This window comes from Micromonospora sp. NPDC007230, from assembly GCF_042869115.1.
GTDB lineage: Bacteria > Actinomycetota > Actinomycetes > Mycobacteriales > Micromonosporaceae > Micromonospora.
Genome location: NZ_JBIAFE010000013.1, coordinates 139,092 through 153,391 on the forward strand (window position 1 = coordinate 139,092; position 14,300 = coordinate 153,391).

At 71.7% G+C, this 14,300-nt stretch carries 14 protein-coding genes; 2 read left to right on the forward strand and 12 right to left on the reverse strand.

Annotated elements, in window-relative coordinates; translation table 11 throughout:
- The first annotated feature begins 53 nt into the window (after window positions 1-53).
- A complete protein-coding gene (locus ACFYML_RS19980; protein ID WP_387422043.1) occupies window positions 54-1,610 on the forward strand; it encodes a PucR family transcriptional regulator in 1,557 nt (518 codons plus the stop codon).
- A 118-nt stretch (window positions 1,611-1,728) separates the two neighbouring features.
- Here the strand turns inward: ACFYML_RS19980 and ACFYML_RS19985 are convergent, their stop codons facing one another.
- The 8 genes from ACFYML_RS19985 to ACFYML_RS20020 all read right to left on the reverse strand — a co-directional run bounded on the left by ACFYML_RS19985 (window position 1,729) and on the right by ACFYML_RS20020 (window position 9,575).
- The gene (locus tag ACFYML_RS19985; RefSeq protein WP_387422044.1) at window positions 1,729-2,541 is read right to left on the reverse strand and encodes a rod shape-determining protein; all 813 of its coding nucleotides are present in this window, start codon (window positions 2,539-2,541) and stop codon (window positions 1,729-1,731) included.
- A gap of 237 nt (window positions 2,542-2,778) precedes the next feature.
- The gene (locus ACFYML_RS19990) at window positions 2,779-3,093 is read right to left on the reverse strand and encodes a hypothetical protein (protein ID WP_387422045.1); all 315 of its coding nucleotides are present in this window, start codon (window positions 3,091-3,093) and stop codon (window positions 2,779-2,781) included.
- Between the two features lie 9 nt (window positions 3,094-3,102).
- The gene (locus ACFYML_RS19995; protein ID WP_387422046.1) at window positions 3,103-3,231 is read right to left on the reverse strand and encodes an alpha/beta hydrolase; all 129 of its coding nucleotides are present in this window, start codon (window positions 3,229-3,231) and stop codon (window positions 3,103-3,105) included.
- A gap of 38 nt (window positions 3,232-3,269) precedes the next feature.
- Entirely contained in the window at window positions 3,270-3,872 is a 603-nt protein-coding gene (locus tag ACFYML_RS20000; RefSeq protein ID WP_387422047.1) for an MBL fold metallo-hydrolase, read from the reverse strand.
- 26 nt (window positions 3,873-3,898) lie between these two features.
- Window positions 3,899-5,134, reverse strand: coding sequence for a Cmx/CmrA family chloramphenicol efflux MFS transporter (locus ACFYML_RS20005; protein ID WP_387422048.1), 1,236 nt, complete (start codon window positions 5,132-5,134; stop codon window positions 3,899-3,901).
- Window positions 5,135-5,421: 287 nt separating this feature from the next.
- Window positions 5,422-6,828 (reverse strand): aminobutyraldehyde dehydrogenase, encoded by a 1,407-nt coding sequence (locus ACFYML_RS20010; RefSeq protein WP_387422049.1) that lies wholly within the window; start codon window positions 6,826-6,828, stop codon window positions 5,422-5,424.
- A 9-nt stretch (window positions 6,829-6,837) separates the two neighbouring features.
- The gene (locus ACFYML_RS20015; RefSeq protein WP_387422050.1) at window positions 6,838-8,283 is read right to left on the reverse strand and encodes an NAD(P)/FAD-dependent oxidoreductase; all 1,446 of its coding nucleotides are present in this window, start codon (window positions 8,281-8,283) and stop codon (window positions 6,838-6,840) included.
- Window positions 8,280-9,575 (reverse strand): glycosyltransferase, encoded by a 1,296-nt coding sequence (locus ACFYML_RS20020; RefSeq protein ID WP_387422051.1) that lies wholly within the window; start codon window positions 9,573-9,575, stop codon window positions 8,280-8,282. The genes ACFYML_RS20015 and ACFYML_RS20020 overlap by 4 nt, the downstream gene beginning before the upstream one ends.
- A 117-nt stretch (window positions 9,576-9,692) precedes the next feature.
- Between ACFYML_RS20020 and ACFYML_RS20025 the strand changes: the two genes are divergently transcribed.
- On the forward strand, window positions 9,693-10,343 hold the full coding sequence (locus ACFYML_RS20025; RefSeq protein WP_357436495.1) for a TetR family transcriptional regulator: 651 nt from the start codon (window positions 9,693-9,695) through the stop codon (window positions 10,341-10,343).
- Window positions 10,344-10,367: 24 nt separating this feature from the next.
- On the opposite strand, the gene ACFYML_RS20030 is transcribed toward ACFYML_RS20025, so the two are convergent.
- Genes ACFYML_RS20030 through ACFYML_RS20045 form a run of 4 tightly spaced genes read right to left on the reverse strand, consistent with a single transcriptional unit; the run spans window position 10,368 to window position 14,230 of the window.
- Window positions 10,368-11,435 carry an ABC transporter ATP-binding protein gene (locus tag ACFYML_RS20030; RefSeq protein ID WP_387422052.1) on the reverse strand — a complete coding sequence of 356 codons (1,068 nt, stop codon included), beginning with the start codon at window positions 11,433-11,435 and terminating at the stop codon, window positions 10,368-10,370.
- On the reverse strand, window positions 11,432-12,202 hold the full coding sequence (locus tag ACFYML_RS20035) for an ABC transporter permease (protein WP_387279639.1): 771 nt from the start codon (window positions 12,200-12,202) through the stop codon (window positions 11,432-11,434). Before ACFYML_RS20035 ends, ACFYML_RS20030 begins: the two co-directional genes overlap by 4 nt.
- Window positions 12,195-13,118: an ABC transporter permease gene (locus ACFYML_RS20040; RefSeq protein ID WP_387422053.1), complete on the reverse strand. Its 924-nt coding sequence runs from the start codon at window positions 13,116-13,118 to the stop codon at window positions 12,195-12,197. Before ACFYML_RS20040 ends, ACFYML_RS20035 begins: the two co-directional genes overlap by 8 nt.
- The gene (locus tag ACFYML_RS20045; RefSeq protein ID WP_387422054.1) at window positions 13,115-14,230 is read right to left on the reverse strand and encodes a spermidine/putrescine ABC transporter substrate-binding protein; all 1,116 of its coding nucleotides are present in this window, start codon (window positions 14,228-14,230) and stop codon (window positions 13,115-13,117) included. Before ACFYML_RS20045 ends, ACFYML_RS20040 begins: the two co-directional genes overlap by 4 nt.
- Window positions 14,231-14,300 lie beyond the last annotated feature (70 nt).

The following is a 14,300-nucleotide window of genomic DNA, read 5'->3' on the forward strand; positions in this document are numbered from 1 at the left end:
ATGCTGGTCCTGCCGATTGGGCGAAACGAACAATGCCGAGGCACAATCGGGTGATGATCACCGTGGCTGGCATCGTGGACGCGGTCGGCGCCGCGTTGCTCAAGGTCGTCATCCCCGCCGGCGAGGCGGAGGTGCGCGACGTGACCCTCGCCGAGCTCGACGAAACACCGACCGGCCAGAGCGGGGACCTCGTCCTCGGCGCGGGCGTCGCCACCCCGGACCAGGCGCTCGCCGTCATCGACCGCTGCGCGGACGCCGCGGCGGCCGGCCTCGTCCTCAAGCCTCCGCTGGCCGCACACCCCGCCGTCACGTCGTCCGCCGCCGAGCGCAAGGTGACCCTGGTCGAGCTGCAGAGCCATGGGTCGTGGGCCCAGCTGGTCTGGCTGCTCCGCGGGGTGATCGACAGGGCCGCCGCGCCGGGCTCGCCGGAGACCGGCGAAACCGGGGTGTACGACGAGCTGTTCGCCCTCGCCGACGCGACCGCCGCCATCGTCGACGCGCCCGTGACGATCGAGGATGCCCAGTACCGGGTGCTCGCCTACTCGTCGCGGCAGGACCGCACCGACCCGGCGCGCGTGTCGACCATCGTCGGGCGACGCGTCCCCGGTGATGTGATCGCGCACTTCCGGTCCCGGGGCGTCTTCCGCAAGCTCGCCACGGGCAGCCAGTTGGTCTTCGTGCCGCAGGGCCCGGACGGGACGCTGCCCCGGCTCGTGATCCCGATCCGCGCCGGAGGTGAGCTGCTGGGCTCGATCTGGGCCGTCGTGGAGGGGCCGCTGCCGGACGAGCGCCTTCGCGATCTCCAGGGCGCGGCGTCCGTGCTGGCGTTGCACCTGCTCCGCCTCCGGGTGCAGGCCGACGTCGCCCGCCGGGTGTCGGCCGACCGGCTCAGGGCCGCCCTGCGGGCCCCGGCCCGGACGGGCCGGGAGGAACTGGGCCTCCCCGCAGGGCCGTGGCGGGCGGTCGCGCTCGGGGCGCACGGCGGGACCGGGGAGATGGTGCACAACCTGGCCCTGTGGGAGTCGATCAGCCGCCGGCACGGGTGGCGCCAGCCACTGCTCGCGGACGTGGGAGATGTCCTGTTCGCGGTCGTGGTCGACCAGGGCGCGCTGCCCGGTTCCTGGCGGTGGCTGGAACGGCTGATCCGCGACATCGCCGTGCACGACCCAGGGCTGCGCGCGGCGTCCGGCGGCGTCGCCACGGAGCTGGCCGACCTGCCGCGATCACGCGCCGAGGCGGCGGAGCTGCTCGCCCTGCACGGCGCGGCCCGGCAGCGAGGATCCGTGCTGCGGTTCGAGGACGTCTGGGCCGAGGTCGTCGTACACCGCGTGGTCAGCACCGTGTCGCAGGAGGACCTGTTGGTCGGCGGGCCGCTGCCCGACCTGGTGGCCCACGACCGCAAGCACGGCACCGACTACGTCGCCACGGTCGCCGCCTGGCTGGAACAACAGGGTGACCCGAGGAAGGCCGCCCAGCAGCTGCACGTACACCCCAACACGCTGCGGCACCGCCTGCGCCGCCTCGCCGAGGTCGTCCACCTCGACCTCGAGTCGCCGCGAACCCGGCTGGCGCTGCAGATCCAGCTCGCGGCGCTGCGCCCCGGGTCCTGACCACCGGCTCCCGGGCGCGCGGTGTCGTCACCCTGGCGGCTGGGAAACGAGTCGCCGCGCGCTGAGGTTCACGTCCCTCCTTGGTCCCGTCGCATCCGGTCCGGGCACGTCTGCGTCGTCACTGCCCGGGCGGGCCGGGTGTGCTGCCCGTTGGGTGGTCCTGCCCGGTGGTCAGGAGCATCGTGAGCCCCTGGATGGTGGCCAGCCGGACGTTCGCCGGCATGGTGACGGACCGGTTGGTGAGGGCGGCGAGGCGGGCGGCCACGCCGGGGATCGCCCCGCCGCCGGTGATCAGCAGCCGTCGGGGACCAACCCGGTGCGCCCGTGGGGTGAACCGGCGGACCACCGCGGCGATGGCGGGCACCTGATCGACCGCGTTGGCGACGTCGACGCGCTCGGCGGCGGTCACCGTGCCGCAGGCGACACGGACGACTTCCGTACGGCCGTGGCCGATGTCGACGACGACCACGTCGTCGGTCCTGGCGAGGTCGATCCGGCAGGCGAGCGCCGCCGCCAGGGGTTCCTCCACCACGGTGACCCGGCCGCCGGTCGCCCGGCGGACCGCTGCCCGCACCAGGTTCTGCTGCCGCAGCGTCGCGGTGGCCGGCACCCCCACCAGCACCGGCGTGTGGGGACGGCAGACCAGATCGTTGGCGGTGACCAGGACGCGCAGCAGATGCACGCAGGCCGGGTAGTTGTCCATGACGCCGGCACGCACCGGCCACACGAGGGGAGCGTCGCCATGGGTGGCCCGGTCCAGGGCGGCACGGCCCACGGCCCGTCGCGAACCGGGTGGTCCCCACGCCACCACCGTGGGCTCCTCGATCACCTGCCCGAGGGTGGGCGACCAGAGCCGTACGGTCGCCGTGCCCAGGTCGATGGCGAGCATGTGCCGCAGCCCGCGACGGGCGTACGCCCCCGGGGTCAACATGTCACCACCCCTCGAGAGTGATGACGTCGCCCGCAGGCGCAGGCACGGCGACCGTCGAGCCGGTCCGGGCTCACGGCGAGGCGCCGGGTGACGGAGCTGGTCACCTGACGCCGCCGGAGCACCGGCGGACAGGCGCGGCGGATCGGGCGATCAGCCGTCAGACAGGCAGCGAGGGGCGCGGACATGGTGCCTTCCAGGAAAGGTGCCGGTTCCGGACCGGCAGGGTGTCGGGGGAGATCAGGCGATGCCGAGCACGCGCGGCGGCGCCCGATCGGCCGACCACACCGGCACACATCCCGGGATCGACCGCTTCGCCAGCCGGAAGACGATGCACATTCCCACGACGCGGTCGGTGGCAGACACCAACGCGGCGAGCACGGCGGCCACGACCAGGATCGGCAGCCTGCGCTGCTCGACCACCTGTCGCCCGTCATGGACCCGCATCGCGACACCATAGCCCAACTCGCCACCGTGCCCGTCGGACCACGAGCGATCCCGAACGCCGTCGTGGCGGCTCCGCCCGTTGGTGTGCCGCCGGTTGGCGATCCGCACCGCCGCCGATCAGGGCTCGACCGCCGGGCAGGTCATGCCGGGGGCCGGCGTACGCACCGAGATCAGGTAGTCGTCGACCACGCCGGTGGTGCAGGCGCTGCGGGTGTAGGCACCGTGGCCCCAGTCCACTCTCTCCAACGGCGGTGATGACGGCCGGTCGTCGCCACGTCGGCAGGTCAGGCGGTCTCGCCCGCGATGAGGTGGCGATAGCCGGGAACGGTCTCGGTGAGCCAGCCGATGACACTGGCCAGGCCGCGCTCGTTGATCTGGGCGTCGTGAATGGTGTACGCGTGGCGTGGCCGGATCGCCTGGGCGAACTCGATCGCCTCGCCCAGTCGCATCCAGGATGCCTGCCCCGGGATCAGCAGGGTCTGCACCGGTTCGTCCGGCACGTGCAGCGCGTCGCCCGGGTGGTAGAGGCCGTCACCCACCAGGTAGCCGAGGTTGGCGCAGCCGGGCTGGCCGTCGTGCACGGCCGCGTGCCGGCCACCGACCGCCGTCACCGGGAAGCCGGCGGCGGTGAACCGCTGCCCGACGCGGACCGGAGTCACTGACAGCGGCGCCAGGTCGGGCAGTCGCGCGCCCTCCGGCGCGTACACCGGCACGCCGAGCCCGGCCAGCCGGAGCACGTCGACGTGGTCGGTGTGCTCGTGCGTGACCAGCACGGCGTCCGCGCCTGCGAGCGCGCGCGGCTCGCTCCAGGTGCCTGGATCGATCACCAGCACCCCGCCGCCGTGCTCCACGCGCACGCAGGAATGCGTGTACTTGGTGATCCGCATTCGACGACCCTAACCCGCCGCCCGCCCTACTGGTGATCACAGCTCCCTTGCCGGGCGGGAGGAGCAGCGGGCGATGTTGCGCCGTCACCGGGCTGGCTCGTCGGTCGGCCACTCGCGATCAATCGCCGGAAGGGCAGAGCGAGGAGAAGTGCCACCGTGACCAGGACGCTGCTCGCCCAGAGCGGACCACGTTCGGCGAAACCGGTGTTCAGCGTGGCCCCGGCGATGAGTGGTCCTGCCGCGGCACCGACGTTGAGTGCTGCGGTGGCGTACGAGCCGGCCATGCTCGGGGCTCCGGCGGCCTCGTACAGCACGCGGGCGATGAGCGTGCTCCCGAGTGCGAAGGAGAGCGCCCCCTGGACGAAGGCAAGGACGAGCAGGGCAACTGGGTGGGTGGCGGAGACGGCCAGGGCGACCCAGCCGAGCAGCAGAAGGGGGCCGCCGACGGCAACGACGAGACCGGGGCGATGGTCCGACAACCGTCCGGCGGTGGTGACGCCGACGAAGGATCCGATGCCGAACAGCACCAGCACGGCGGAGACCCAGAGGGATCCCAGTCCGGCGGCGTCAGTGACGATGGGGGCGAGGAAGGTGAAGGTGCCGAACGTTGCCGCATTCACCAGCGCGCCGAGCAGCATGACGAGGGCCAGTCGCGGACGTCGCAGCTGAGCGAGTTCACCTCGAAGGACCGGTCCGGTCGGCCGGTCCGGCCGTCCCGCTTGTGCGGGGATTCCCCGCAGCACGCCGAGGGTCGCGGGCAGGCACAGCAGGGCCACTGCCCAGAAGGTGGCGCGCCAGTCGAGCAAGGTGCCCAACAGGGCGCCGGCGGGGACCCCGGCGATGGTGGCGACGGTGGTGCCGGACAGTAGTACCGCCAGGGCGCGGCCCTTCCGGTCCGGTGGGACCAGCCCTGCGGCCGCCGTGAGTGCCACCGCCAGGAATCCCGCGTTGGCGAGCGCTGCGACGACCCGAGTCACCAACAGGACGGCGAAGCTCCCGGTGACGGCGCCGAGGACGTGTGCCGCCAGGAACAGCCAGATGAATCCGAGCAGCGCCGAGCGTTGCGGCCAGTGGCGGGCGAGCGCGGCCATCAACGGCGCGCCGACGATCATTCCGATCGCGAAGGTTGAGGTGAGCAGACCTGCCGTTCCGACGGGAACGTCGAGGTTTGCGGCGATGCTCGGCAGCAGGCCGGCGAGCATGAACTCTGAGGTGCCCATGGCGAAGATGGCCACGGCAAGCAGGTAGAGAGGGAACGGCATCGAGTGACTCCGTGGTGTCGAGAAATCGGATGAGACGTCTCGTCACCGCGGTCAGCGGCCCTAGAAACTCCTGACATCCCCCGACCGGCGCGGCGGGGGCAGGGCTATGGCTTCAGTGGTTCAGGGGGCTGACGGGGTGACCGAAAGCCCCCACCCTGGATGCCTCTGGGCTCGACATGGCCCACACGATACTCAACCCACCTGACTGCGGGCACCTCGTTTCCCCGCCGCAGGCGGCGACGTGGCAGTCTCCTCCCCGTGCCGGCTTTGCCGTGGACGCTTGGCGGTCAGGCTGGCCGGAAGGAGTCGCGGGCGGCGGGCGCCGCGTGCTTGATCATCAGGTGTCGGGTGACCGAGTACTCGGCGACCGCCTCCTGGCTCATGTCCTTGCCGAAGCCGGAGCCCTTGACGCCGCCGTGTGGTGCCTCGGAGGCGATCGGCAGGTGGTCGTTGATCCAGGTGACACCGACGTCGAGGCGGTGGCTGACCCGCAGGGCCCGCGCGACGTCGCGGGTCCACACCGACGAGGCGAGGCCGTACTGGCTGTCGTTGGCCAGCCGTACCGCGTCGTCCTCGTCGTCGAAGGGAAGCACCACGACGACCGGCCCGAACACCTCGCCCTGCACGATCTCGCTGCGCTGGTCGGCGTCGACGACCAGGGTGGGTGGGAAGAAGAACCCGGGCCCGCCCGCAGGGGCACCGCCGAGCGCGACGGTGGCGCCGTCGGCCGCGGCGCGGGTCACGAAGTCCGCCACCCGGCCGCGATGGTCGGCGGAGATGAGCGGACCGATGTCGGTCTCGGCCGACCAGGGGTCGCCGGTGGTTACCGTGGCCAGCGCCGCCTCGAGCGCGTCGACCGCGTCCCGGTAGGCGGACCGCTGGACGTAGACCCGGGTGGCGGCGGTGCAGTCCTGGCCCGTGTTGTACGTCGCGCCCATGGCCACGCCGGACGCCATCTCGGACAGGTCCGCGTCGTCGAAGACGACCGCCGGGGCCTTCCCGCCGAGTTCGAGGTGTACCCGTTTGAGCCCGGCCACCGCGCCGCGCATCACCTCCCGGCCGGTCCGGGTCGATCCGGTGACGCTGACCATGTCCACGCCCGGGTCCGCGACCAGGGCGGTTCCCACCCCGGCGGCTCCGGTGACGACCTGTACCAGGCCGGCCGGCGCGCCCGCTTCCTCGATCAGTCGCGCCAACGCGAGGGTGGTGCGGGGGGTCTGCGGTGCGGGCTTGATGACCACCGCGTTGCCGGCCGCGACGGCCGGAGCGATCTTCCAGATCGCCATGATGAGCGGGAAGTTCCATGGCGCGATCGAGCCGACGACGCCGACGGGCCGGCGTACCAGCAGGGACGTGTAGCCGGCGGACAGGGTGCCGGCGCCCGTCCCGTCCAGCGAGCGTGCCGCACCGGCGAAGAATCGTAGGTTGTCCACGCCGAACGGCAACTCGCCGTCGCGCATGACCGACGCCGGTTTCCCGGTCTCCTCCACCTCCAGGCGGGCCAGTTCGTCCGCGTCCCGTTCGACGAGGTCGGCCAGGCGCAGCAGGACCCGCGCGCGGTCCGCCGGGGTGGCGTCCCGCCATTGGTCGAACGCGGTCCGGGCGGTGGCCACCCGCTTCGCGACGTCTGCGGGATCGGTGTCCGCGATCTCGCCGATGACGGCGCCGGTCGCGGGGTTGGTCAGGATGGCCACGGTCGCTCCTCAGCTGTTGAAACCGACACCGAAGCGGTCCAGGAGCCGTAGCCACGGCCCCCGGCGCCCGTCGTGCGCGTCTGCCGCGGCGAGTGCGCGGCGGGTCAGCTCCACCACCGGGTACCGCAGCGGTTCGGGCGGGAACGGCACCGGCCGGCGCCGTACCATCTGCAGCCGGGTCCGGTCGGTGTCCCGGCCGGCCAGCAGGTCCAGCGCCACCTGCGCGCCGAAGCGGGACGCGGCCACGCCGAGTCCGGTGTAGCCGACGGCGTAGGCGATCCGCCGGTCGCGGGTGGTGCCGAAGATCGGGGTGAACCGGGTGGTGGAGTCGATCACCCCGCCCCAGCGGTGGGTGAACCGGATCCCGTCGAGCTGGGGGAAGGTCTGCGCGAAGTGCTCGGCGAGCAGCAGGTGAGTGGCGTCGCGCTGGTCGAGGACCGGGTCCACCCGGTTGCCGAACCAGTAGATGGCGTCGTAGCCACCGAACAGGATCCGGTTGTCGTCGGTGAGGCGGTAGTAGTGGAACTGGTTACCGGCGTCGGTGAGGCCCTGCGCCTCGGGCCACCCCAGCTGCGTCCGCTGCGCGTCGGAGAGCGGTTGGGTGACGAGGACGTAGTCGTAGACCGGCAGGATCCAGTGCCGCAGCCGCCGCAGCGGCGGGGGATAGGCGTTGGTCCCGATGACCACCTGGCGACAGCTGACCGGTCCGCCGCTGGTCCGGACCACGACGCCGGCGCGGGTCCGGTCGAAGCCGGTGACCCGGGTGTCCTCGTGGATCGTCACCCCGAGCGACTCGGCGACCCGCGCCAACCCCCAGGCCAGTCGGGCCGGGTCGACCAGGCCGCCGGCACCGCGCAGCCGTACGCCCGCGAGGTAGGTGGGTGAGGCCACGTCGGCGCGTACCTGGCCGGCGTCGAGCAGCGTCACGTCGTCCCCGTACGCCCGGTGCAGGTCGGCCAGGGCGGCGAGCTCGGCCACCTGGTGGGGGGCGACCGCGACGGTCGTCTTGCCGCACAGTTGCAGCCCGGCGTCGATGCCGAACTCCTGCACGGTATCGGCGATCGCGGCGAGGTTGTCCCGGCCGAGGCGGACCAGCGAGTCCATCTCGGTGGGCCACCGCGACAGGCCGTGGGACAGGCCGTGCGTGAGTGAGTCCGCGACGAACCCGCCGTTGCGCCCGGAGGCGCCGAAGGCGATCCGCTCGGCCTCCACCAGCACCACGTCGGCGGCGGGGTTGTCCTGTTTGGCCAGGATGGCGGCCCACAGGCCGGTGAACCCGCCGCCGACCACCACCAGGTCGGCGGTGCGCGGGCCGGTCAGCCGCGCCCGCGGCGCCGGCCGGTCCGGACGGTCGGTCCAGAAGCTCGCCGGCGCCGCGTCGGCGATCGCCTGCCGGGCCCTCGCCCGCGCCGCGCTGGCGGTGTCGGTGCGGGCCGGTGCGTACCAGTTCGTCAACGACGGGCCCCGGTGCTACCCAACCGCTCGATCGCGTCGGCGGCCTGGCGCAGGCCGTCGGCGGCCCGGATCGCCGCGCCGTGCGCCGCGAGCCGGCCGCGCAGGTCCTCGTCGCCGAGCAGGCGCTCGATGGCCTCGTGCAGCTGCTCGTCGGTGAACCGGTACGGGTCGAGGCGTACCCCGAAGCCGAGCTCGTCGACCCGCTGCGCGTTGTCGTACTGGTCCCAGAACAGCGGCAGCACGATCATCGGCTTGCCGAAGTGCAACGCCTCGGTGGTGGTGTTGTTGCCGCCGTGGGTGATGACCAGGTCGGCCACGGGGATGATCTTCGTCTGCGGCACGAACTCCGCACCCCACATGTTCTCGGCGAGGTCGATCTCGGCGTGCAGCGGGCCCTTGGACACGATGTAGCGGTGCGGCGTCTTGGCCAGCGAGTCGATGACCCGGCGCATCAGCTCGACGTCGGCGGAGCCGAGCGAACCGAGGCTGAAGTAGATCAGCGCCCCGTCCCGGTCGGCGAGCTCGGCCGGCATGCTGAACTCCTCGTCGGTCTCGCGGACCGACGACTCGAGCCGTTGCCAGGTCGGGCCGAGCGGCCGGGTGTCGGTGTAGTCGGCGATGCCCGGGTAGACGTAGAGGTTGAGGTCGCCGTCGTGGATGAACTCGAGGTCGGGCAGGCCCGGTGCGCCCTGCTCGCGTACCCAGGCGTCGAACTCCTCCCACACGGGGCGGTGGACCCGGTCGTACTCGGCCCGGAACGCCGCCCAGCCCGACCGGTCCGCGGCGGCGTATCCGGAGAAGACCGGGGCGATGTCCGGGCCCTTCATCTCCAGCGGGTTGCAGGAGACGATCCGTACGAAGGGCACCCCGGCGGTGTTGAGCGCGGGGAAGGCGACCACGTTGTCCTCGACGATGACGTCCGGCCGTACCCGGTCGATGATGTCCAGCAGCCGGGGCTGGCAGTACTTCGCGCCGTTGATGAGCTCGACCCACACCGGCTTGACCCAGGTCTCGAGCTGCTCGATCGTCGGCTTGCGGAACTCGGGCGCGGTGTCGCGAATGAAGTCCTTCCAGAACTGGCCGGCGTCCTGCTCCTCGGCGTTCTCCGGCGGCGGGGCGAGGTCGACCAGGTCCTCCTCGAAGCCGAGCGCGGTCAGCTTGCCCCGCCACGACGCCTCGGCCGCGAACACCACCCGGTGCCCGCGTCGGCGCAGCACGTCGCCGATGCCGATGCAGTTGTTGGTGGGGCCGTACGCGCTCTCGGGCATGAACAGAACCGTCAGCTGAGACATCGACTCTCCCGGGGGTGACTGTTGAATCGAAATTCAACAAGGTCCTCGCTCGGCCGTCAATACGCAGGCACTATGGTGTTCGGGAGAGTGTTGACGTCGTACCTCGGATCGGTGCCCATGAAGACCCGCAAGTCCCGCGCCCAGCGCCGCCAGGACCTCATCGAGGCCGCGCGCCGGGCCATGATCCAGCATGGGACCGACACGGTGCTGCTCAACCAGGTGGCCGAACAGGCGGGCCTCACCTCGGGCGCGGTCCTCTACCACTATCCCGACCTGCGGGACCTGCTGCTCGAGGCGCACCACGCCGGCATGGAACGCTTCTACGAGCTGCGGGTGAAGCGGATCGCCGGCATCTCCGACCCGGTACGGAAGCTGGTGGTGACGATCCGCTCCGGGCTGCCCACCGACGCCGAGGACGCCGACGTGCGCCTGCTCTGCGAACTCGGCGGGGCGGCCGGCCGCAACCGGGTCTACGCCGCCCTGCTGACCACGCTCTACGACCGACAGGTCTCCATGTTCCAGACGATCCTCGAACTCGGCGCGGCCCACGGCGTGTTCACCCTCGCCGTGCCGTCGGAGGCCATCGCCCGCAACCTGGTGGCGCTCGAGGACGCCTACGGCTACCGGATCGTGGCCCGGCACCCGACCCTGCACGCCGCCGAGGCGGTCGAGCTCATCCTGTCGTACGCCCGGCTGGTCACCGGCAACCCGCTGGACGTACCGGAGGAGCCGGCCAAGCCCCCGCGCGCCCGGAAGGCCACGGCGTAGCGCGGACGGCATGGCGCCCGGCGGTCAGGCCCGGTCGAGCAGCACGGCGTCGGCGCCCGACCAGTCCACCCGGGTCTTGTCGCCGAGCCCCACCGCGGCGGCGCCGGCGACCGTGGCCAGCAGCGGCCGGTCGAGCCCGGTCACGTCCACCGCCACCCGCGTGGTGCCACCGAAGAAGGTCACGTCGCGCACCACCCCGACCAGGCCGCCGTCGGCACCCAGCCGCACCCGCTCGGGGCGCACCGCCAGGGTCGCGGTGGCCCCGACGGCGTCCGGGGCGGCGGGGCAGGGCAGCACCCCGACGTCCGGCACCCGCAGCCCGTCGGTGGTGACCACGCCGGTGATCAGATTGTTGGCCCCGATGAAGTCCGCCACGAACAGGTCGGCGGGCCGCTCGTACAGGGGCACCGGCGCGTCGATCTGGCGCACCCGGCCCTCGCTCATCACGGCGATCCGGTCGGCCAGCGACATCGCCTCCTCCTGGTCGTGGGTGACGACCACGAAGGTGATGCCCACCTCGTGCTGCAACCGCTTGAGTTCCAGCTGCATCTCGGCGCGCACCTTCTTGTCCAGCGCCGACAGGGGCTCGTCGAGCAGCAGCAGCCGGGGCCGCTTCACGATCGCCCGGGCCAGTGCGACGCGCTGCCGCTGGCCGCCGGAGAGCTGGTGCGGGCGACGGCGGGCCAGTCCGGTGAGGCCGACGGTGGCGAGCACCTCGTCCACCCGCTCGCGGATCTCCCGCCTCGGCACCCCTTCGCGCTCCAGCCCGTACGCGATGTTCTTGGCCACGCTCATGTGCGGGAACAGCGCGTAGGACTGGAACATCAGGTTGACCGGCCGCCGGTGCGGCGCCACGGCGAGCAGGTCGGCGCCGTCGAGGGTCACCGAGCCGCTGTCCGGGTGCTCGAAGCCGGCGAGGATCCGCAGCAGGGTCGTCTTGCCGCAGCCGCTCGGGCCCAGGAGGGCGAAGAACTCGCCCTGGCGGATCTCGAGACTGACCTGCTCCAGGGCGCGGACGTCGCCGAAGCGGCGGCTGACACGCTGGATGCTGACCAGGGGTTCGCCGGCTGGCGCACCACGATGCTCGCTCATAGGGACTCCGTGAGGCGGGACAGGCGCTGGGCCGCGATGACGAACGTGAAGCTGACCGCCAGCAGCAGCGTGGCCAGGGCGTTGATTTCGGGGGTGACGCCGAAACGCACCATCGAATAGATCACGATGGGCAGCGTCGGGTCCTGCGGGCCGGCGGTGAAGAAGGCGATGACGAACTCGTCGATGGACAGGGAGAAAGCCAGCAGCGCCCCGGCGATGATGCCCGGGGCGAGCGACGGCAGCGTGATCCGGACGAAGGTCTGCACCGCCGTGGCGCCCAGGTCGCGGGAGGCTTCCTCCAGGGACCCGTCGACGTGGGCCAGCCGGGTGCGGACCACCGCCGCGACGAAGGCCGTGCCGAACACCGTGTGCGCCAGCAGGATCGAGTGCAGGCCGAGCGTGAACTGAACGGCGGTGTAGAAGGCGAGCAGCCCGATGGCGAGCACGATGTCGGGCAGCACCGCCGGCGCCACGGCGATCGCGTCGAGCAGCTTCGACCGCGTGTACCGGGCGAGGCCGACGGCGAGCAGGGTACCGAGGACCGTGGACAGCGCGGTGGCGCCGGCCGCGACGACCAGCGTGTTGATCAGCCCCTCGCGCACCGCCCGGTCGTCGAACAGGCGCCCGTACCAGGCGGTGTCGAACCCGTCCCACCGGTACGGGGTTTCGGCGGCGTTGAATGACATGACCACGAGGACCACGATCGGCAGGTAGAGGAAGAGGTACGTCAGGCCCGCCGGGACGTACAGCCAGCTGAATTTACGCACGGTTGCCACCTGCCAGCCGTCGCGCCGCCCACGCCTGGACCATGAGCAGCAGGACGAGCAGGGCGATCACGACGAGCGCCAGGGTCGAGCCGAACGGCCAGTCCCGCGCCTTGAGGAACTGGTCGCGGATGAGGTTGCCGACCATCACCGTGCGACCGCCGCCGAGCAGTTCGGGGACGACGAAGTTGCCCAGGCTGGGCACGAACACGAAGACACAGCCGGTCAGCACGCCGGGCAGGGTGAGCGGCAGGGTCACCGACCAGAAGGTCCGGGCCGGCCGGGCGCCCAGGTTCGCCGACGCCTCGCGAAGCTGGGGGTCGAGCCGTTCGATCGCCGAGTACAGCGGCAGGACCATCAGTGGCAGGTAGGCGTAGAGCAGGCCGCCGACGACGGCGCCGGGGGTGTAGAGCAGCTCCAACGGCCGGTCGATCGCCCCGATCCCGGTCAGCGTCCGGTTGATCACGCCCTCGCTGTTGAGCAGGATGATCCACGCGTAGGTGCGGATGAGGAAGTTGGTCCAGAACGGCAGGACCACGAGGACGAGCGCCACCGTGCGCCAGCGGCGGGGGAGCCGGGCGATGAGGTAGGCGGTCGGATAGCCGAGCAGCAGCGCGAGCAGTGTGGTGAGCCCGGCCAGCTTCACCGAGGTCCAGATGACGCTCAGGTAGAGCCCGTCGGCGACCCGGGTGAAGTTGTCCGTCGAGGCCTCGTACACGATCCCGCCGAAGCGGCCCCGGTGGAACAGCGTGTAGCTGAGCACGAGCGCGAGCGGCACGAGCAGGAAGACCACCAGGTAGCCCAGCCCGGGCCCGAGGGTGGCCAGCCGCCCGGCGAGGCGCTCCCGTCGGGCGGCGCGCCGCCCGCGCGGACCGACGTCCGTGCGGGCGGCGCGCTGGGGGGTGAGAGTTGAGCTCACTTGCTGGCCGACACCTCGGTCGCGATCCGGGTGTACGCCGGCGCGGCGTCACCCAGGTCGACCGGAACCTCGCCCTTGAGCAGCTCGGCCGGGGGCGTCTTCAGCTCCGGGTGGGTGTCCAGCAGCTTGGCGTCGACCTTGGCCATGGCCGCGGCGTTCGGCACCTTGTAGAGGATGTTCTCGGCGGCCCAGGAGTGGTTGCCCGGGTCGAGGATGTAGTTGATGAAGGCGTGCGCCGCCTCCTTGTTCTTGGACGTCTTCAAGACCACCATGGTGTCCACCCAGAGGTCGCTGCCCTCCTTGGGCACCACGAACTTGATCTTCGGGTCGTCGGTGGGGCACCAGCCGTCCCACGCCTCGACCAGGGCGGCCTCGCCGGACTTGAGCCGGTCGCCGAAGGTGGTGTCGTCGTAGGCCAGCAGCGTCTTCTTCGCGGTGAGCAGCTTCTGCTTCACCTGCTCCAGCTGCTCGGCGTCGGTGGTGTTCGCCGAGAAGCCGAGCACCTTCTGGGCCGGCAGCATGAGCCACCGTTCGGTGGCCATCATGGTCACCTTCTTGGCCAGCTGCGGCCTGGGTGAGAGCAGGTCCTCCCAGCTGTCGGGGGTGTAACCGGTCAGGTCGGTGCGGTAGCACAGGCCGGTCGTGCCCCAGGTGTACGGCACGGAGAACTTGTTGCCCTTGTCGTACGCGAGTTGCCCGGCCTCCGGGTAGAGGTTCTTGAGGTTGGGCACGAGATCGGTGTGGATCGGCTCGAGCAGGCCCTGCTCGGCCAGCGCCTGGGCGAATTGTCCGGAGACGAACGCGACGTCGATGCCGCTGTCCGCGCCCGCGGTCAGCTTCGCCATGATCTCTTCGTTGGTGGCGTGCTTGGTTACGGTGACCGCCGGGCCCTTCGCCGTCTTGAACTTCTCGGGAAGATCCTCCGGCATGTAGCCGTCCCAGTTGGAGACCGTGAGCTTCTGCTTGCTCAGGTCCGCGTTCGGGTCGAGGGCATCCGGGCCGGCGGCGCCGGCGTTGTCGGAGCCACCGCCGCACGCCGCTACGGCGAGCACGAGGCCCGCGGCGAGGGCGGCCGAAACGGCGGTACGCCGGGCACTTCTGAACGGCAACACTCGGCACTCCCGTCGAGAGTCGAGACAGTGCACCGGAGTGTTGCAATGCAAGTCAACGTGCGCAAGACTC

Coding starts and splice junctions, on each gene's coding strand:
- ACFYML_RS19980 (WP_387422043.1), top strand. CDS start 54: ATGATCACCGTGGCTGGCATCGTGGACGCGGTCGGCGCCGCGTTGCTC.
- ACFYML_RS19985 (WP_387422044.1), bottom strand. CDS start 2,541: ATGTTGACCCCGGGGGCGTACGCCCGTCGCGGGCTGCGGCACATGCTC.
- ACFYML_RS20000 (WP_387422047.1), bottom strand. CDS start 3,872: ATGCGGATCACCAAGTACACGCATTCCTGCGTGCGCGTGGAGCACGGC.
- ACFYML_RS20005 (WP_387422048.1), bottom strand. CDS start 5,134: ATGCCGTTCCCTCTCTACCTGCTTGCCGTGGCCATCTTCGCCATGGGC.
- ACFYML_RS20020 (WP_387422051.1), bottom strand. CDS start 9,575: ATGTCTCAGCTGACGGTTCTGTTCATGCCCGAGAGCGCGTACGGCCCC.
- ACFYML_RS20025 (WP_357436495.1), top strand. CDS start 9,693: ATGAAGACCCGCAAGTCCCGCGCCCAGCGCCGCCAGGACCTCATCGAG.
- ACFYML_RS20030 (WP_387422052.1), bottom strand. CDS start 11,435: ATGAGCGAGCATCGTGGTGCGCCAGCCGGCGAACCCCTGGTCAGCATC.